General features: G+C 73.0%; 14 protein-coding genes. 2 read left to right on the plus strand and 12 right to left on the minus strand.

Annotated features, from left to right (window positions below):
- Window positions 1-225 precede the first annotated feature (225 nt).
- The 9 genes from ACZ619_RS19235 to ACZ619_RS19275 all read right to left on the minus strand — a co-directional run bounded on the left by ACZ619_RS19235 (window position 226) and on the right by ACZ619_RS19275 (window position 10,678).
- Window positions 226-852: a hypothetical protein gene (locus ACZ619_RS19235; protein ID WP_469600113.1), complete on the minus strand. Its 627-nt coding sequence runs from the start codon at window positions 850-852 to the stop codon at window positions 226-228.
- A 170-nt stretch (window positions 853-1,022) separates the two neighbouring features.
- Window positions 1,023-2,480: an adenosylhomocysteinase gene (gene ahcY / locus ACZ619_RS19240; protein ID WP_469600115.1), complete on the minus strand. Its 1,458-nt coding sequence runs from the start codon at window positions 2,478-2,480 to the stop codon at window positions 1,023-1,025.
- 565 nt (window positions 2,481-3,045) lie between these two features.
- Window positions 3,046-4,026, minus strand: coding sequence for a cation diffusion facilitator family transporter (locus ACZ619_RS19245; RefSeq protein ID WP_469600117.1), 981 nt, complete (start codon window positions 4,024-4,026; stop codon window positions 3,046-3,048).
- 135 nt (window positions 4,027-4,161) lie between these two features.
- The gene (manA, locus tag ACZ619_RS19250) at window positions 4,162-5,313 is read right to left on the minus strand and encodes a mannose-6-phosphate isomerase, class I (protein ID WP_469600119.1); all 1,152 of its coding nucleotides are present in this window, start codon (window positions 5,311-5,313) and stop codon (window positions 4,162-4,164) included.
- A gap of 161 nt (window positions 5,314-5,474) precedes the next feature.
- The gene (locus tag ACZ619_RS19255) at window positions 5,475-6,602 is read right to left on the minus strand and encodes an SIS domain-containing protein (RefSeq protein WP_469600121.1); all 1,128 of its coding nucleotides are present in this window, start codon (window positions 6,600-6,602) and stop codon (window positions 5,475-5,477) included.
- A 63-nt stretch (window positions 6,603-6,665) separates the two neighbouring features.
- Complete coding sequence (locus ACZ619_RS19260) at window positions 6,666-6,836, minus strand: Trm112 family protein (RefSeq protein ID WP_469600123.1); 171 nt, start codon at window positions 6,834-6,836, stop codon at window positions 6,666-6,668.
- A 123-nt stretch (window positions 6,837-6,959) separates the two neighbouring features.
- The gene (locus ACZ619_RS19265; RefSeq protein WP_469600125.1) at window positions 6,960-8,327 is read right to left on the minus strand and encodes a phosphomannomutase/phosphoglucomutase; all 1,368 of its coding nucleotides are present in this window, start codon (window positions 8,325-8,327) and stop codon (window positions 6,960-6,962) included.
- 149 nt (window positions 8,328-8,476) lie between these two features.
- Complete coding sequence (locus tag ACZ619_RS19270; protein WP_469600593.1) at window positions 8,477-10,093, minus strand: L-lactate permease; 1,617 nt, start codon at window positions 10,091-10,093, stop codon at window positions 8,477-8,479.
- Window positions 10,094-10,252: 159 nt separating this feature from the next.
- A complete protein-coding gene (locus ACZ619_RS19275; RefSeq protein WP_469600596.1) occupies window positions 10,253-10,678 on the minus strand; it encodes a DUF3499 domain-containing protein in 426 nt (141 codons plus the stop codon).
- Between the two features lie 278 nt (window positions 10,679-10,956).
- On the opposite strand from ACZ619_RS19275, the gene ACZ619_RS19280 reads away from it, so the two are divergent.
- Window positions 10,957-11,409 (plus strand): metallopeptidase family protein, encoded by a 453-nt coding sequence (locus ACZ619_RS19280; protein WP_469600600.1) that lies wholly within the window; start codon window positions 10,957-10,959, stop codon window positions 11,407-11,409.
- 29 nt (window positions 11,410-11,438) lie between these two features.
- Here ACZ619_RS19280 and ACZ619_RS19285 read toward each other — a convergent pair whose 3' ends face one another.
- The 3 genes from ACZ619_RS19285 to ACZ619_RS19295 all read right to left on the minus strand — a co-directional run bounded on the left by ACZ619_RS19285 (window position 11,439) and on the right by ACZ619_RS19295 (window position 17,154).
- A complete protein-coding gene (locus tag ACZ619_RS19285) occupies window positions 11,439-12,929 on the minus strand; it encodes a DUF5719 family protein (RefSeq protein ID WP_469600127.1) in 1,491 nt (496 codons plus the stop codon).
- A complete protein-coding gene (locus ACZ619_RS19290; RefSeq protein ID WP_469600129.1) occupies window positions 12,926-16,708 on the minus strand; it encodes a glycosyltransferase family 2 protein in 3,783 nt (1,260 codons plus the stop codon). The genes ACZ619_RS19285 and ACZ619_RS19290 overlap by 4 nt, the downstream gene beginning before the upstream one ends.
- A 182-nt stretch (window positions 16,709-16,890) precedes the next feature.
- On the minus strand, window positions 16,891-17,154 hold the full coding sequence (locus ACZ619_RS19295) for a WhiB family transcriptional regulator (protein WP_003975777.1): 264 nt from the start codon (window positions 17,152-17,154) through the stop codon (window positions 16,891-16,893).
- 617 nt (window positions 17,155-17,771) lie between these two features.
- On the opposite strand from ACZ619_RS19295, the gene ACZ619_RS19300 reads away from it, so the two are divergent.
- Entirely contained in the window at window positions 17,772-18,266 is a 495-nt protein-coding gene (locus ACZ619_RS19300; RefSeq protein WP_469600131.1) for a cysteine dioxygenase, read from the plus strand.
- The last annotated feature ends 9 nt before the right edge of the window (window positions 18,267-18,275 follow it).

Raw genomic sequence — 18,275 nt, forward strand, 5'->3', positions numbered from 1 at the left:
GCAGGGGCCAGCCGTCCTCGACGACGCAGCGGGCCAGACGCAGACGGCCGGTCTCGGTCAGGGGTGCATTACGGTGGGGCACGAGGGCCTTTCTGCTGCTGGTGCAGATGTCGCAATCCACACCAGGCCAGAAGGCCCTCACCCATTTCAAGATCGGTCAGCCGAGACCTGCATCACTGTCCACAACCTCCCCGGACAGAACACCTAGGGCCGGCCGGGCCGGGTTCAGTCGTCGCGGTCGGTGAAGACCGACGGCGGGGACGCGAGGTCCTCCAGCTCGATCCCGGGCGCCGCCAGGACCACGTCCCCGGCGAGGTGCACGGTGTGCCGTTCGCCCGTGTCCAGCGCTGTGACCTGGTATTCGTCCACGGTCAGAGGGCCGTTGTCAGTGGCGTGTGCTTCTCTTTCCAACAAGGCCCAGGACTGGTCCACGGTGCGGGGGGCGAGGACCGGGTCGGTGAAGGCCACGAGGCGGACGCGGGTCGCGGCGGCGGAAGGGGTGAGGCGCAGCAGACGGGCGGTGGCGACCAGGAACGCGGGGGACGTGCCGGTGAAGGCGTGGGCGCGCACGTTGCCTTCGGTGGCATCGGTGCCGGTGGGGTCCGTGCGGACCCAGGTGACGCCGTCGAGGGCGGCGCCGCGCACCTGCCAGCCCCCGGCGTGGAGTTCGAGGCGGATGGGGCGGCCGAGGTCGTCGAGGGCGAGATCGACGGAGCCGCCGTGGTCACCGGAGGGGGTGGTCACCTGGGAGACGTAGCGCCAGCCGGAGGGGCCGGGGGCGCACTGGAAGTGTTCTTCGCCGAGGGGGGTGTGATCGTGCGGATCGTGGAGCGAATAGCGGCCGCGGGGCATGGGTGTCCTGGGGCTTGACGGGGTGGGGGTCCGGGCCGGGCCCAACGGGGCAGGCCCCCGGCACGGGGGTGCGGGGGCCTGTCTCGGTGGACCGGAGGACCTGCCCGCGGGGAGCGGTGCCGGTGCGGTGGCGATGCGCCGGCGCGCTCCCCGGGGGCGGGGTCGCGGACTCAGTAGCGGTAGTGGTCCGACTTGTACGGGCCCGCGACCTCGACGCCGATGTACGCGGCCTGCTCGGGGCGGAGCGTCGTCAGCTTCACGCCGAGCGAGTCCAGGTGCAGGCGGGCGACCTTCTCGTCCAGGTGCTTGGGCAGCGTGTAGACGCCGACCGGGTACTCGTCGGGCTTGGTGAACAGCTCGATCTGGGCGAGCGTCTGGTCCGCGAAGGAGTTGGACATCACGAACGACGGGTGGCCGGTGGCGTTGCCCAGGTTCAGCAGGCGGCCCTCGGACAGCACGATGATGACCTTGCCGTCGGGGAAGGTCCAGGTGTGGACCTGCGGCTTGACCTCGTCCTTGACGACGCCGGGGATCTTCGCGAGGCCGGCCATGTCGATCTCGTTGTCGAAGTGGCCGATGTTGCCGACGATGGCCTGGTGCTTCATCTTGGCCATGTCCGAGGCCATGATGATGTCCTTGTTGCCGGTCGTGGTGACGAAGATGTCGGCCTTGTCGATGACCTCGTCGAGGGTCGTGACCTGGTAGCCGTCCATCGCGGCCTGGAGGGCGCAGATCGGGTCGATCTCGGTGACGATGACCCGGGCGCCCTGGCCGCGCAGGGACTCCGCGCAGCCCTTGCCGACGTCGCCGTAGCCGCAGACTACCGCGGTCTTGCCGCCGATGAGGACGTCGGTGGCGCGGTTGATGCCGTCGATCAGGGAGTGGCGGCAGCCGTACTTGTTGTCGAACTTCGACTTGGTGACGGCGTCGTTGACGTTGATCGCCGGGAAGAGGAGGACGCCGTCGCGCTGCATCTCGTACAGGCGGTGGACGCCGGTCGTGGTCTCCTCGGTCACGCCGCGGATCTCGGAGGCCAGCTGGGTCCACTTCTGCGAGCCGTCCGTGATGGTGCGGTGCAGGAGTTCGAGGATGACGCGGTGCTCGTCGGACTCGGCGGTGTCGACGGACGGGACCTTGCCGTCCTTCTCGTACTCGACGCCCTTGTGGACGAGGAGGGTGGCGTCACCGCCGTCGTCGAGGATCATGTTGGGGCCGCCGGTGGGGCTGTCCGGCCAGGTCAGCGCCTGCTCGGTGCACCACCAGTACTCGTCCAGGGTCTCGCCCTTCCAGGCGAAGACCGGGACGCCCTGCGGGTCGTCGGGGGTGCCGTTCGGGCCGACGGCGATGGCGGCGGCCGCGTGGTCCTGGGTGGAGAAGATGTTGCAGGACGCCCAGCGGACCTGCGCGCCCAGCGCGACCAGGGTCTCGATCAGGACGGCGGTCTGCACGGTCATGTGCAGGGAGCCGGTGACGCGGGCGCCGGCCAGCGGCTGCGCGTCGGCGTACTCCTTGCGGATCGCCATCAGGCCGGGCATCTCGTGCTCGGCGAGGGTGATCTCCTTGCGGCCGAAGACGGCCAGGGAGAGGTCGGCGACCTTGAAGTCCTGTCGGTTGTCGACAGTCGTCATTACGAGCTGCTCCTCGGGGTTGGGGCGAGGGTGGGTACGGCTGGTCTGCGCGGCGGCGGACACCGGGTGCCCGGGAAAGAGGACACAGGCATGCCCACGTACGCGCAGCGCAGTCCGTCGGAGGCCCTCTCTCCCTCGGCCGGTCCGTGTGGGGACCGCCCGACCGCCATCAGCAGCGACGTCTGGCTCCGTCCCAAGCTACACCGGAGGGGCGGGCCGCCCCCAGTCCGCCTCCGAACAGTTCACGCCGTTCGAGGGGCGGAACGGCGGCGGGAGGGCGGTGGGCGAAGCCGGGGGTGAGGGGGGCGCGGGGCTGTTCGTGAGGGGGTGGGGCGGGGGCGGGATACCTGGATCAACCAGGACTTTTGCCGCCTGAGGCCGGGGACGGGGGTGGCTCGGAGGGTGGGGAGACCGAGGGGGTTCCGTCCGTCTTTCCGGGCGTCGGGGGGCGGGTCCCGGTGTGACGAAGGTGCCAGGGGATCGGGGCGGCCGGTACCGGCCGGATGGCCGCGGGCCCGCTTCCCCGGTGGGGGGGGAGCGGGCCCGTGGATGCGGTCCGGAGGGGTCAGTGGGCGGAGGCGTCGGGGGTCGGGCCGCCCGGGGTGGCCGCCGGGTCGGGGCCCTTGGCGGCCTCGGCCTCGCTGTAGATGTCGGGCTCCAGGTAGATCACGCGGGCGATGGGCACCGCCTCGCGGATGCGGGCCTCGGCGGCGTTGATCGCGTTCGCGACCTCGGCGGCCGTGTCGTCGTGCTGGACGGCGATCTTGGCGGCGACGAGGAGTTCCTCGGGGCCGAGGTGGAGGGTGCGCATGTGGATGATGCCGGTGACCGTGTCGCCGTCGACGGTCGCGGCCTCGATCTTCCTGACCTCCTCGACGCCCGCGGCCTCGCCGAGCAGGAGGGACTTCGTCTCGGCGGCCAGGACGAGGGCGATCATGACGAGCAGGACACCGATGCAGACGGTGCCGACGCCGTCCCAGACGCCGTCGCCGGTGAGCAGCGCGAGGCCGACGCCGCAGAGGGCGAGGACGAGACCGATGAGGGCGCCGAAGTCCTCCAGGAGGACGACCGGCAGCTCGGGGGCCTTGGCCCGGCGGATGAACTGCGACCAGGACAGCTTGCCGCGCAGTTCGTTGGACTCCTTGATGGCCGTCTTGAAGGAGAAGCCCTCGGCGACGATCGCGAAGACCAGGACGCCCACCGGCCAGTACCAGTTCTCCAGGTCGTGCGGGTGGCTGATCTTCTCGTAGCCCTCGTAGATGGCGAACATGCCACCGACCGAGAAGAGGACGATCGAGACGAGGAAGGCGTAGATGTACCGCTCGCGGCCGTAGCCGAAGGGGTGTTGCGGGGTCGCCCCGCGCTGGGCCTTCTTGCCGCCGACGAGCAGCAGGAACTGGTTGCCGGAGTCGGCGAGCGAGTGGACGCCCTCGGCGAGCATCGACGAGGAGCCGCTGAACGCGAACGCCACGAACTTCGATACCGCGATCGCGAGGTTGGCGCCGAGTGCCGCCACGATCGCCTTGGTGCCGCCTGACGCGCTCATGTGTCCGCGTGGTCCCTTCGGTACTCGTCTTTGCCCGTGCTTTGCCGGTGGGTCATTCTTGCAGCCCTGTCCGGGAGCGGCTCGTCAGGTGTCCACACCCCCGGTACGACGGTCGGACCGCTGCCGCGTTCCGGCTCAGACGACCACCGTGGCGCGGAACACCGTTCCCGCGCCGGACACTTCGGCCTTCTCGCCCGCCGGGACGAAGACCGACTGGCCCGGGGTCAGGTCGAACTCGCCCGCGCGGACCGTGCCGGCGGTGCAGAGCAGGATCTGCGGGGTCGGCAGGGCCAGGTCGTGGGCGGGGGCGCCCTCGGGCAGGACGTACCGGGAGAGCCGGAACTCGTCGATCGGCGTCTCGTAGACCTCCTCGCCGTCCGGGGCGGCCTCGGGGCGCAGCACGCCCGGGTCGCCCGCCTCGAAGCGGACGACGCGCAGGAGTTCGGGGACGTCGACGTGCTTGGGGGTGAGGCCGCAGCGCAGGACGTTGTCCGAGTTGGCCATGATCTCGACGCCGAGTCCGTCGAGGTACGCGTGCGGGATGCCGGCGCCGAGGAAGAGCGCCTCGCCGGGCTGGAGGCGGACGTGGTTGAGGAGCATGGCGGCGATGACGCCGGGGTCGCCCGGGTAGTGGTGGGCGAGGTCGGCGTAGGGCGCGTGGTCGCCGCCGAGGCGGGTGCAGGCGGCGGTGGCCTCGGCGACGGTGCGGGCCATCTCCTCGCGGTCGGCGGAGAGGACCGCGGTGAGGACCTCGCGCAGCGCCGCCTCCTCGGGGTGGGCGCGCAGCAGGTCGACGTAGGGCTTGAGGGAGTCGACGCCGAGGGCGTCGAGGAGGTGCGCGGCCTGCTCGGGGTCGCGGAAGCCGCAGAGTCCGTCGAACTCGGTGAGCGCGCAGATGAGTTCGGGCTTGTGGTTGGCGTCCTTGTAGTTGCGGTGCGGGGCGTCCACCGGGATGCCGCGCCGCTCCTCGTCCTCGTACCCCTCCTTCGCCTGCCGCAGGTCGGGGTGGACCTGGAGGGAGAGGGGGGCGCCGGCGGCGAGGATCTTGAGCAGGAAGGGCAGGCGCGGGCCGAACTTCGCGACGGCCTCCTCGCCCAGCTCGGCCTCCGGGTGCGCGTCGATGACCTCGACGAGGGTGCCGCGCCCGGTGCGCGAGGGTGCGCCCGGGTGCGCGCCCATCCACATCTCCGCCTGCGGCTCGCCGCTGGGCTCGACCCCGAGGAGCTTCGCAATGGCGGTCGGGGAACCCCAGGCGTAGGGGCGGATGGTGTTGTCGAGGCGGTCCATGGCTTCTCTCTGCCGTTGTCTCTGTGCGTGCGGGGGCGCGGGCACGGGCGTCGTACAGCGCCGTACGACAGCCGTGTTCACCGTGCGTTCCCGCACCGGTGCGTCGACGGTACGACCTTCAGATCGTCCTCGGTACGGCGGTCCCGGTGTCGGTGTCCACCTCAGGCCCTGGAAGCGAGCGCGAGGTAAACGGCGGCGAAATCCGTGACGGCGATCAGTTCCGCCAGGGTCTCCAGCTCGTCGCCCTCGTCGGGCTCCAGTTCGCTGATCGGGGTGTCGTGGCCGAGGGCCAGGTCACGGGCGGCGGGGGCGGCGGTGAGGCCGCCGAGCGGACGGTCGCGGAGCAGCACCACGCGCGCGTGCAGCGCGGGTGCCTCCTCGACGCGGTCGCGGAAGAAGTCGTCGGGGTCGGCGCTGGCGGCGAGCGGGCCGGAGAGCAGGGCCCGGTGCGCGGCCAGGGCCTCGGGGAGTTCGGCGACCAGGGCGGGGCGGCCGGCCAGTTCGGCGAGGGCGGCGGCGAAGCGGCGGCCCGCGGGTCCTGCCGATTCGCCCTCCGTCCAGACCACCGGGAGCGCGTCGGCGAGTTCCGCGGCGAGGGTCTTGGCGGGGTTGCTGTAGGTCACGATGGCCGGTCCGCAGCGCTCGGCGACGTGGTCGAGCCGGTCGGCGGCCTTCTCCAGGGCCTCCGGCGGGGCGGTGACCAGGCCGATCCGGTCGAGGAGCGCGAGCAGCGGGGTGAGCAGTGCCCACAGGACGCCCGGGGAGGAGCCGGCCAGCGGTTCGCCGTGGTCGTACGGTGCCGTGGCCATCGGCATGAACAGGCCGTGGGCGCCGGCCACCGCCTCGGCGAGGGGGGTGCCGGCGGGGGCGACGGCGGCGACCGAGCAGCCGCGCCGGTAGGCCTGGTCGGCGAGGAGGCCGAGGCTGGGTTCGGTGCCGTCCGGGGTGGCGATCAGCAGCAGGTCGACGGAGCCGGCCCAGCCCGGGAGCTCCCAGCGCAGGGCGCCGGCGGCCGGGGCGACGCCGGTGGGGGCGAGGCGGGTGACGGGGCTGCCGGGGCCGGCCAGCGCGCGGATGAGGTCGGCGGCGTGGGTGGCGGCGACGCCGGGGCCCGCGATCAGGACGGCGCGCGGGCGGCCGTCCGGCTTGAGTTCCCGGACGCCGGCCTCGGTGGCGTTCCGGGCCGCCGTGCGGACGCGGGCGCCGGCCTCGGCCGCGCCGCGGAGCAGACCCCTGCGGTCGGCCTCGGCGAGGCCCTCCGGCGTGTCGAGCAGCGATTCGTCGAGCATGGGAGCGGCCTCCGGTCGCCGGGGTCCTGGTCCTGGTGCGTGTGCGGTGGTGGGCGCCGTCGCTTACGCGGGTCGGCGGGCCTCGTCGACGAGGAGGACGGGGATGCCGTCGCGGACGGGGTAGGCCAGGCCGCAGTCCTGGCCGGTGCAGACCAGCTCGGCGTCCTGCTCCTTGAGGGCGGCGTGGCAGGCCGGGCAGGCGAGGATCTCCAGGAGGCCGGCTTCGAGCGGCATGGGGTTTCCCTTCGGGGGCGGGATGTTCGCGTGCGGTCAGATTACCGCCGGTGGGGTGGGTCGGGCTGGTCACGGGTGCCTGACGGCTGCCGCTCCGGGGGGCCGCGGGGCCGGGCGGGGCTGTCACGCCCTGATGACGGCCAGTACCTCGTCGCGGAGCTTGGTCATCGTCGGTTCGTCGCGGGCCTCGGCGTTCAGGCGGAGGAGGGGCTCCGTGTTGGAGGGGCGGACGTTGAACCACCAGTCGGCGGCGCTGACGGTGAGGCCGTCGAGGTCGTCGAGGGTGGTGTCGGCGCGGCCTTCGTAGGCGGCGCGGACCGCCGCGAGGCTGGCCCGCTGGTCGGCGACCGTGGAGTTGATCTCGCCGGAGCCGGTGTAGCGGTCGTACTGGGCGACGAGGGAGGACAGCGGGCCGGGCTGGCCGCCGAGGGCGGCGAGGACGTGCAGGGCCGCCAGCATGCCCGTGTCGGCGTTCCAGAAGTCCTTGAAGTAGTAGTGGGCCGAGTGCTCGCCCCCGAAGATCGCGCCGGACGTCGCCATCTCGGCCTTGATGAAGGAGTGGCCGACGCGGGTGCGGACGGGGGTGCCGCCGTTCTCGCGGACCACCTCGGGGACGGTCCAGGAGGTGATCAGGTTGTGGATGATCGTGCCCCGGCCGCCGTTGCGGGCCAGTTCGCGCACGGCGACCAGCGCGGTGATCGCCGACGGCGAGACCGGTTCGCCGCGCTCGTCCACGACGAAGCAGCGGTCCGCGTCGCCGTCGAAGGCCAGGCCGAGGTCGGCGGACTCGTCGCGGACGCGCTGCTGGAGGTCGACGATGTTCGCCGGGTCGAGCGGGTTGGCCTCGTGGTTGGGGAACGTGCCGTCCAGCTCGAAGTACATCGGGACCAGGGTCAGCGGCAGGCCCTCGAAGACCGTCGGGACCGTGTGGCCGCCCATGCCGTTGCCCGCGTCGACCACGACCTTCAGGGGGCGGACGGAGGTCAGGTCCACGAGCGAGCGCAGATGGGCCGCGTAGTCCGACAACGTGTCGCGGGAGGTGATCGTTCCCGGGGTCGCGGCCGGGGCCGGGGCGCCCTCCCGGGTCCAGCGTTCGGCCAGCTCGCGGATCTCCGACAGGCCAGTGTCCTGGCCCACCGGCGCGGCTCCCGCGCGGCACATCTTGATGCCGTTGTACTGCGCCGGGTTGTGCGAGGCCGTGAACATCGCGCCGGGCAGGCCGAGGGAGCCCGAGGCGTAGTACAGCTGGTCGGTCGAGCACAGGCCGATCTCGGTGACGTCCACGCCGCGGGCCGCCGCGCCGCGCGCGAAGGCGCGGGACAGGCCGGGCGAGGAGGGCCGCATGTCGTGGCCCACGACGATCGCGGCGGCGCCGGTCACCCGGACGAACGCGGCGCCGAACAGTTCGGCGAGCGCCTCGTCCCACTGGTCCGGGACCACACCGCGCACGTCGTACGCCTTCACGATCTGCGACAGATCCGCAACAGCCACGGGCCAACCCTCCTGGAGTCCTCTCGGTCGCCCCAAGCTACCCGCACCGGGTAAGCGCCGGACGTGGGATCGCCCGGGACGGACCGGGATCGGCCGGGATCACCCGGGATCGGCCGCGAGCGGTGGCGTCACGGCCGCCGCGGCGCGGCTCACGGCAGCATCCACCCCAGCACCGGTGAGCTCTGCCCGACCACGATCAGGCACATCACCAGCAGCAGCCCGAGGCTCCACGGGAGGACCCTGCGCAGCAGGTCGCCCTCGCGGCCCGAGAGGCCGACCGCGGCGCAGGCGATCGTGAGGTTCTGCGGGGAGATCATCTTGCCGAGCACGCCGCCGGAGCTGTTGGCGGCGGCGAGCAGTTCGGGCGAGAGTCCCGACTCGTGGGCGGCGCTGACCTGGAGGGCGCCGAAGAGCGCGTTGGCGGAGGTGTCGGAGCCGGAGACGGCGACGCCGAACCAGCCCAGGACGGGTGACAGGAAGGCGAGGCCCGCGCCGGCCGCCGCCACGAAGTGGCCGATGGTGGCGGCCTGTCCGGAGAGGTTCATGACGTAGGCGAGGGCGAGGACGGACGTCACGGTGAGGATCGCGAACCTCAGCTCCCGTACGGTCGCCGCCCATTCCGCGACCGCCACGCGCGCGTGCACGCGCAGGACGGCCGCCGTGGCGAGGCCGGCGAACAGCACGAGGGTGCCGCCCGTGGCGACGACCGGCCAGGTGAAGAGATTTCCGCCGACCGGTTCGCCCTTCGGGTTGACGACGTCCAGGAAGGGCCAGTCGTAGACCTGGGTCGCGTGGGCGAGCCAGTCCTTGACGGGCGGGATCTGGGCGACGGAGAAGACCGCGACGATCAGGGCGTACGGGGCGTAGGCGCGCAGCACCTCGCCGCGCGCGTCGCGCTCGTCCAGGTCGGCGCTGCGGGCGCCGGTGAGCACGGCCGCGCGGACCTCCTCGGTCGCGGGCACGCGCGCGTGCGGTACGGCGACCAGGGCGGCCGCGCCGGCCAGGGCGGCGCAGATGTCGGCGAGTTGGGCGGAGAGGTAGTTGGAGGCGGCGAACTGGGCCGCGGCGAAGGCGGTTCCGCACGCCAGGGCCGGTACCCAGGTCTCGCGCAGTCCGCGCCCGCCGTCGACCAGGCCGACCAGCACCAGCGGCACCACCAGGGCCAGCAGCGGGGTCTGACGGCCCACCACGGAGGCCACCGAGTCCAGGGGCAGGCCGGTGACCTGGGCGAGCGTCACGACCGGTGTACCCATCGCGCCGAAGGCGACCGGGGCGGTGTTGGCGACCAGGGCGACGACGGCCGCGCGGACGGGGTCGAAGCCGAGGGCGACGAGCATCACGGAGCAGATCGCGACGGGGGCGCCGAATCCGGCCAGCGCCTCCAGCAGGGCGCCGAAGCAGAAGGCGACGACGAGGGCCTGGACGCGCGGGTCGTCGGAGAGCCGGCCGAACGAGCGGCGCAGGACGTCGAAGTGGCGGGTGCGGACCGTCATCCGGTACACCCACAGGGCGTTGACGACGATCCACAGGATGGGGAACAGGCCGAACGCGGCGCCCTGGACGGCGCTGGAGAGCGTCTGGTCCAGGGGCATGCCGTAGGCGAGCCGGGCGACGAGTACGGCCGCGAGAAGGCCGCTCAGGCCCGCCAGATGGGCTTTGAGGCGGACGCCGCCGAGCAGGACCAGGACGATCAGCAGCGGCAGGGCGGCGACGAGGGCGGACAGGCCGAGCGAGTCGGCGACGGGTTCCAGTTCCTGGACGTACACGGACGCCTCCCTGGATTCCGGCATGCGGAAAGCGATTTCCCGCCGGTGGTCACCCGAAATGGTCGTGTCCGCGACAAGTGCGCGTCAATGGGTGTGCACCGATGCGCTACTGGGGGTGCGTCACCGAACGCAAGACGGGCGAGGAGAGCCGGACGGACGTCAGTTGTCCGGGGAGCGGAGCACCCGCAGATGGCCGCGCCGCGCGACCTCCATCGGGTCCGCGCCGCGTCCGCCGCCGCCCGCCCCGGCCGCCCGCTCCTGGGGGCGGGCCGCCTCGCGCACCGCGTTGGCGAGCGCCTCCAGGTCGTCCCCGCTGGGCCGCGCGGGGGCGGAGGTGTCGAGGAGCCGGACGACCTCCCAGCCGCGCGGGGCGGTGAGGCGCTCGGAGTGCTCGGCGCACAGGTCGTAGCAGTGGGGTTCGGCGTAGGTGGCGAGCGGGCCGAGGACCGCGGTCGAGTCGGCGTAGACGTACGTCAGCGTCGCGACGGCGGGTCGGCCGCAGGCGGTTCGCGAACAGCGACGTACAGGGCTCACGACGTTGGACGGTACCGCACTCTTGAGCGGGCCGCGACGACTCTGCCCCAGGTCACTCCACCGTGTCGTGCTGTGAAACGCCCCACACGCCCCCTCTGGGCCGCTTTTCCGACCCGCATGGACGCCGCCGTCCGAGATACCGGACAACACCGCGTCCGGTCATGATTCGGTACGAACAAGGTCAATTGCCTTGATGTCACCGGTCTCGTAGAGATACGGAAACGAGCCCGACCTTGGCTGAAACGGTCGTCCCGCGACATGTCGCCGGGGGTGGTGTCGGTGCGTGGAGCGGCGCGGCCGGAGCCCGCGAGGACTACGCTTCACCAGTGATGGACAACCGTGTACCGCCCCGTGCCGCCGCCCCCGGGCCCCGCCGACGCGATCGCCACGGTCGGGGCATGCGCGGACCGATCGCACCGCCCCAGGTGCCGCTGGCGGCGAGCCGCGCCGACGTCTTCGCGGATCTCGTGCAGGACTCCGTGGAGCGCCTGGAGCGGCGCTGGCCGCAGCTCGCGGACATCGATTTCCTGGTGCTGGAGGTGCCCCGGCTCCAGGACCGGCACGGCGAGAGCTGGAGCGACGAGGCGGTGCCGCTGGGCGGCATCATTCCGGCGCGCGAGGGGCGCCGGGCGCGCGTGGTCGTCTACCGGCGGCCGGTCGAGATCCGCACCAAGGGGCGGGACGAGCGGGGCGCGCTGGTGCACGAGGTCGTGGTGGAGCAGGTCGCCGAACTGCTCGGGCTCACCCCGGAGACAGTGGATCCCCGGTACGGCGAGGACTGAGCCCCGCCCGGCGACCTCGCGACCTCGCGCTACTTCTGCAGCACCGACACGTCCTGGTCCGCCTCCGGTACGGCGACCGTGCCGCGGTCGTCCGGGAGGGTCTGGATCGTGAAGCCCGGGACGCCCTCCTCGGTGGCCGCGAGGGTGCGGGCGCCGTAGACGGGCCCGCCGGAGACGGTCTCCACGGTCAGGGCGTAGGTGCCCTGCAGACCGGACGGGACCGGGGCGTCGACGTCCTGGGTGGTGCCGGACTTGATCGTGAACGTCTTGGACACCGCCTTGCCGCCCTCGGAGCCCGCCGACGCCGTCACCTTGACCTGCGCGGTGGCGGTCGGGGCGGTCAGGGAGAGGGTGGTGCCCTTGCCGCTGTTGTCGGCGGACGTCGCGCGCGTGCCGACCGGCGCGGTCGCCGGGATGTACGCGGTCTCCTGGTTGTCGCCCTTGCCTCGGGTGACACGCAGGGCGGCCACCACCGGCACGGACTGGTCGGAGGGGGTGAGGATCAGCGAACCCGCCTCGCCGCGGGTGACGTCGCCGAGGTCGACCGCGCTGGTCATGCCCGACTTCACGTGCAGCGTCTCGTTGCCGGCCGGGGTGATGGTGCCGTCCGGGGAGGCCAGGCGCACCTTCAGGTCGGCGTCGTCGTCACCGGTGGTGAAGGCGACCAGCCGGACGTCGGTGGCGTCCTTGGGGATGCCGGGCAGCACCAGGGTGCCCGCCGGGTCGGCGGAGGCGGCCAGCCAGTCGCCGCCGGTCTTGTCGTCCAGCGCCTGCACACTCGCGCCGACCCGGCCGCTGCGCACGTTGACGTGCACGGTCAGGTCGGTCTGCCGCTCGTCGGTGAGCGTGGACAGCAGGACCGGCTCGCTGCCGTGCGGCTGGACCGTGATGCCCTCCCCCACCGAGGACTTGAGCTGGCCGTCCTTGCCGTACAGCTCGATGTCGACGACGGCGGCGCTGTCGTCGGGGTTGGTGAGGTGCACGTAGTCGGTGCGGGTGGCTGCGGTGCTGGCGCCGGGGAACCAGAAGTCGGTGTCGGCCGCCGTGCAGTTGACGCCCTGGAGGCCGCGTCCGGTGCCCGCGGCGACCTCGGTGGTCTCCTGGACCGTCCAGCCGGAGGCGTACTTGCCCTCGGCGGTGCCGACGTAGGCCGGCGAGTCCGAGCCGGAGGTGTCCCCGGTGGCCGGGGTGCCGGGCGCCTTGGGGGTCAGGACCGGCTTGGCGGCCTTCTTCTTGCCGCCGCTCGTACCGTCCGCCGACTGCTCGGTGGCCGCCTGGAGTTCGGCCTTGCCGTCGCTCGCGGTGCCCTCGGTGACGGGCGTGAACGACGTGTACGAGGTGTCGGCGATGTCGGACAGGCTGGGCGCCGGACAGAGCAGCGTGGTGCGCTCGACGGGCAGCTGGGCGGCCGCCTCGGCGGTGTGCGTGGGGGCCGTGTCCGGCGGGTTGAGCGCGGCGAACCCGGTGACGGCCGCGAGCGCGGCCGTACCGGCGAACAGGGACAGGGTCGTGCGGTTCACTGCTGCTGGCTCCCGTCGTGGTGCTCGCCGCCGGTGCCCTGCCGGTGCTGGGCGGCCGGGTCGTAGGCGGGGTCGTAGCCCTGCTGGTACGTCGGGTCGTACGCCTGCTGCCCCTGCTGTCCGCCGTAGGCGTACGGGTCGTACTGGCCGGTCTGGTACGGGTCGTACGTCTGCTGGTCGTAACCGCCCGTCTGGTACTGGTCGGTGCCCTGGTACTGGTCGGCGCCCTGGTACTGCTCGGCGTCCGCGTAGCCGGTGTTGTAGCCGTCGCCGGCCGGGTAGGACGCCGGGTCCCACTCGTCGTACGACTGCTGCTGCGGGATCGCGGCCTGCGGCTCCTCCTCGTCGGCGGAGGCTGCGGCGGCCGGGGCGGGGGCGGCGGCGGGGAAGCCGGCGTCCTCCTCCGGAGCCGTCTCCCCCTCGGCCTCCGCCTCCGCCTCGGCCTGGGCGCGCAGACGGCGGGCGCGGCGGCCCTCTCCGTCGGCGGCCTGGGCGGGGACCGCCTGCTCCTCGGGGAGGTCGTCGTCGATGTCACGGCGGCGGCCGGGCAGCGCGAGGACGACCAGGACGACGGCGAGCGCGCCCTGCGCCCACAGCCAGGCGGTGTGGATGAACGGGCTGTCGTAGGTGACGTCGAGCCGCCCGCCGGAGGACGGGAGTGCGAAGCCCTGGGCCCAGCCGTCCACGGTGGTGCGGGTGAGCGGCTTGCCGTCCAGGGTGGCCGTCCAGCCGGAGGCGGCCGAGTCGGCCAGGCGCAGGACGCGGCCGTCGGCGCCGCTCGGGATCCTGGTGTGGATCTCGACGGGTCCGGCGGCGACGGACGCGGCGGTGCCGGAGCCGTCCTTGGAGACGATGGTCGCCCGGGAGACCTGCTGGTCGACGCGCCACAGGCCGCTGCCGTCCTGCTGGCTGAGCCGGCTCAGGCCGGGGGTGGCGTCCAGCACGCGCGCGATGTCGCGCGGGGCGCCCTTGTGGACGAGGACGTAGCGCACCGCGAACCCGCCGAGCTGCTCGGTCTGGTCGGCGCCGGAGCCGGCCACCAGGTTGGCGACGACCTTGTCGAGCGTGGCGTTCTCGCCGTCGGCGGCGGCCACCTCGGCGTCTCCCATGCGGGCGCCGGAGCCGCGCACCAGCATGTAGCTCACGCGCGCGGTGGTGTCGCTGTCGAGGACGAGGGTGCGGACCTGGTCGGTGGTGGTGCTGTCCTCGGCGACGAAGGCGGGCACCTGGGTGGGGTCGCGCCGTTCCACCGGGCCGTCGGCGCCGGCGAGCATCCAGCCGGCGGCGAGCAGCAGCGGGCCCGCGGCGGAGGCGAAGGCGATCAGGGCGGCCACCGGCTGGCGCCAGCCGAAGCTCTGCTCGGCGACCCGCGCGCGTGCCCCGTCGGCGCCGAGCGCGGCGGCGGACAGGATCGCGATGCCGTAGACGAGGGTCGCGGGGCCGGCCCAGGTGGAACTGTTGGACAGGACCGCGAAGACCAGGCCGATCAGGGCGACCGCCCAGGCGGTGCGGATCGCCGTCTGGCGCTCGGAGCGCAGCAGGGCGGCGAGCGCGGCCAGCACGACGCCGACGAGCATCAGTCCGTCGAGCGTGCCGGGGCCGCCCGGGCTGGCGCCGAGCAGGTCGAGGGCGGAGGCGGCCGAGGCGCCGTACTCCAGCCCGGCCTCCTTGAAGAAGCCGGACGGGAGCAGCGTCAGCGACCAGGGCGCGAGGACCAGCAGCGGAGTGCCGAGCTGGACCAGCAGGCGCAGGGCGGAGGCGACGAGGTCGGAGCGGCGCACGGCCAGGACGGCGATGCCGAGGACCAGGGCGATCGGCCAGACGATCGGCGTGAACGCGGTGGTGACGGTCAGCAGCAGCGCGTACGCCCAGGTGGCGCGCCAACTGCCGCGCGCTCCCGAGGAGTTGGCGAGACCGCCGGCCGCGACGCCCGCGCGGGCGATCAGCGGCAGCAGGATGGCGAGGACCGCGGTGCCGATGCGGCCGCCGGCGAGGGCGCCGGTGGCGGCGGGCAGGAAGGCGTAGCCGATGGCCGCCCAGGCGCGCAGCAGCCGCGAGGTGACCAGGGGCCGGGAGGCGAAGTAGGCGGTGAACCCGGCCAGCGGCACCGAGGCGACCAGCAGCACGGTGACGGCGAGCCCGGTCGAGCCGAACAGCAGGGAGGCCAGCGAGGCGACGATCGCGAGGTACGGCGGGGCGGCCGGGGTGCCGCCGGCGCCGACGGCGTGCCAGGCGTCGAGGTAGCGCGACCACAGTGCGCCCGCGCTGCCGGGGGCGGGCAGCAGGGCGCCGCCCGCGAGCGCGCCGGAGCCGAGCAGCGCGCGGCACGCGGCCAGGGAGACCAGCAGCAGGGCCAGGAAGAGCACCGGGCCCGGTTTGCGGGCGATGCGCTTGAGGCGGGCGAACTGCTCGATCTCCAGGAAGTCGGCGTCGTCGCCGCCGGGTCCGGACTCGACCGCGCCGCCGTGCCGGCCGGCCGCGGAGACCTCGTCGTCGCCGCCGAAGAAGTTGCCCGCGACCTGTTCGACGGTGGCCCGGACGGTGGCGCCGGGGGGCGGGAACAGCGGGCGCAGCTCGCCCTTGTCCAGCTGGGACGCGCCGCGCCTGCGCCGGCCGGCGATGATCCGCTCGGGGCGCAGCAGGGTGCCCAGCAGGCCGCGGATCTCGTCGAGGGCCTGTCCGGGGACCTTGCCGACGAGGTAGGCGAGCGTGCGCAGCACGGTGCCGAGCACCAGGCGCAGCAGCACCCAGGGCAGCGTGGCCGTGCGGGTGTTGACGAGCAGGGTGTAGACGGCGCCGGCCTTGTCGACCTTGTGCGGGGAGGCGGTGGTGCGCCCGGCGCAGTCGACGGCGCGGCGCTCGCGGGAGGCGGCCTCGGCGTGCCGTACGACGGCCTCGGGGGCGATCAGGACGCGGTGGCCGGCGTCGTGCGCGCGCCAGCACAGGTCGACGTCGTCGCGCATCAGGGGCAGTCTGCGGTCGAAGCCGCCGAGTTCCTCGAAGACGTCGCGGCGGATCAGCATGCCGGCGCTGGAGACGGACAGCACGGGCCGGACGTGGTCGTGCTGGCCCTGGTCCTGCTCGCGGCGGTCCAGGCCGGTCCAGCGGCGCCCGGAGTGGGCGATGGTGACGCCGACCTCCAGGAGCTGCCTGCGGTCGTACCAGCCGCGCAGCTTGGGGCCGACGATCGCCACGTCGTCGCGGCCCAGCTCCAGTTCGTTGTCGACGACCCGCAGCAGCTGGGCCAGGGCGTCGGGTTCCGGGGCGCAGTCGTCGTGCAGCAGCCACAGCCACTGCACGGGCTCGCCGTAGGGCAGTTCGGGCATGTCGTAGGCCTCGTCGCGCCACTGGCGGGTGACGGGGTCCCAGCCGCTGGGGCGCTTGAGGTACGGCAGCTCGTCGGGGGTGAGGACGGGCGCGGTGCGGCTCGCCTCCTCGACGGCCTGGCCGAACCCGGTGCGCCGGGCGAGGTGCAGCACGTTGGCGTCGCCCAGGGATGCGGTGAGCAGCTGGGCGGACTCGTCCGCGCTGCCGGTGTCGGCCGCCACCGCGTACTGGGCGGGGCGCTCCTGGCCGAGCAGCCCGGCGAGCGCGTCGGGCAGCCAGCGGGCGCCGTCGTGGGAGACGAGGACCGCGGTCACCACGTGACGCGGAAACTCGGGCGGGCGGGTCGGGTCGAACTCCGCCTGGCGGGTCGGGTCGAACCCCGCCTGGCGGGTCGGGTCGAACCCCGCTGGTGCAGCCGACGCTTGGGCTGCCGGGTGGCTGTGCACGGACATCGAGGTACGGGCCCCGGTTCGATGGACTGCGGTGGACTCCTGCGCCCGCTGTTGGCGGCGAGGCGTCTCGGACGAGCGACCACACTATCGGCTGGGCATGCCAACGGCCCGCCGCCTGTGGATAACCCACCGGCGACGGGCCGTTCGCGCAGCTCAGATGTGTACGTACCGGGTACGTCCGGTCAGACGGCGGCCTTCTTGAGGCGGCGGCGCTCCCGCTCGGAGAGTCCGCCCCAGATGCCGAACCGCTCGTCGTTGGCGAGGGCGTACTCAAGGCACTCGGAGCGCACCTCGCAGGCGAGGCAGACCTTCTTGGCCTCTCTGGTGGAGCCGCCCTTCTCGGGGAAGAACGACTCGGGGTCGGTCTGGGCGCACAGCGCGCGCTCCTGCCAGCCGAGCTCCTCGTCCGCGTCGTCGACCAGCAGTTGCTGCACCAGCTCGGTCATGTGCGCCCCTCGTCTGTCTTTCGCGTCCCCGTGCCTGGCCGTCACCGATCTCGGCTGAACGACACGAGTGAAATTACAAGTGTGCTGCTCCGGGCGAGTCAAGCCGAGATCTGCTATTGGGCCCGTTATTCACTCTGCGGAACCAAGGCCATGCGGAAAGTGTTCAAATCGTCATAAACCTTGACATGCAGCAGGGGCCCGGTGAGGGCCTCCGACCCCATACAGAGGTTGTACGGAGAAAGACGCCCATATGTTCGATCGCGTTCCGACGTGGCTCGCGCGCCCGGTTGTGCGCCATGTGTCCCGGGTGCCGGATGAGCAAACCTTTCGGCACGGAGGTGAACCGGATGAGGTGAAAGACGTCCCACATACCGGGCGTCGAGTTGACAGTGGAGGTGTGAACCGATGTCCTAGTGGGCATGCTCGCGAACTTGGCACTCACCTCGACCCGCACCGCCGGGTCCCACGGTGCTGCCCGTGCTCGCTGTAGCTGTTGCTGTTCCAGCTGTTGAGCCATCGCCGTATCCCGGCCGCTCCGGCTGAGGACCCAGTCCCCGGACTCGGTCCTCGCATCCCGTTCCCCTCTGACCTTCTTCACTGAGGAACCACGCGCCTCCATGAACAGCGACAACGACCTCCAGATCGCCGGCGACCTCCTCGAGGTCCAGCACCTGTTGCAGCCGCCGCGTGAGCACCCGGTCACCGTGGCCGAGTTCGTCGGGCTCGCCCGCGCGATCGCCGCCGACCGCGCGCAGTGGGAGGACCTCGTCGAGTACGACGCCACCAGCCGCTGGTACCACCGGCTGCGCACCGGCCCCGGGTACGAGGTGTGGCTGCTGTCCTGGGTGCCCGGACAGGGCAGCGGACTGCACGACCACGGCCGTTCCTCCGGTGTGCTGACCGTCCTGGAGGGCACCCTCACCGAACGCACGGAGCGCGGCACGCGCGCGCTGTCCGCCGGTGCGCAACGGGTGTTCGCGCCGGGGTACGCGCACGACGTGGCGAACGACGCGCTGGAGCCCGCGGTCAGCCTGCACGTCTACTACCCGGGTCTCACCGAGATGCCGATGCACACCACGCAGAGCTGCGCGGCGCACCCCGTGGACGCCTGACCCGGGACG

The organism is Streptomyces sp. NPDC104367 (genome assembly GCF_055583825.1).

Excerpts from the sequence above, each read along its gene's own strand:
- ACZ619_RS19235 (WP_469600113.1), bottom strand. The coding sequence starts at position 852 with ATGCCCCGCGGCCGCTATTCGCTCCACGATCCGCACGATCACACCCCC.
- ACZ619_RS19245 (WP_469600117.1), bottom strand. The coding sequence starts at position 4,026 with ATGAGCGCGTCAGGCGGCACCAAGGCGATCGTGGCGGCACTCGGCGCC.
- ACZ619_RS19295 (WP_003975777.1), bottom strand. The coding sequence starts at position 17,154 with ATGACCGAGCTGGTGCAGCAACTGCTGGTCGACGACGCGGACGAGGAG.
- ACZ619_RS19300 (WP_469600131.1), top strand. The coding sequence starts at position 17,772 with ATGAACAGCGACAACGACCTCCAGATCGCCGGCGACCTCCTCGAGGTC.
- manA (WP_469600119.1), bottom strand. The coding sequence starts at position 5,313 with ATGGACCGCCTCGACAACACCATCCGCCCCTACGCCTGGGGTTCCCCG.
- ACZ619_RS19260 (WP_469600123.1), bottom strand. The coding sequence starts at position 6,836 with ATGCCGCTCGAAGCCGGCCTCCTGGAGATCCTCGCCTGCCCGGCCTGC.
- ahcY (WP_469600115.1), bottom strand. The coding sequence starts at position 2,480 with ATGACGACTGTCGACAACCGACAGGACTTCAAGGTCGCCGACCTCTCC.
- ACZ619_RS19290 (WP_469600129.1), bottom strand. The coding sequence starts at position 16,708 with ATGTCCGTGCACAGCCACCCGGCAGCCCAAGCGTCGGCTGCACCAGCG.
- ACZ619_RS19255 (WP_469600121.1), bottom strand. The coding sequence starts at position 6,602 with ATGCTCGACGAATCGCTGCTCGACACGCCGGAGGGCCTCGCCGAGGCC.
- ACZ619_RS19280 (WP_469600600.1), top strand. The coding sequence starts at position 10,957 with ATGGACAACCGTGTACCGCCCCGTGCCGCCGCCCCCGGGCCCCGCCGA.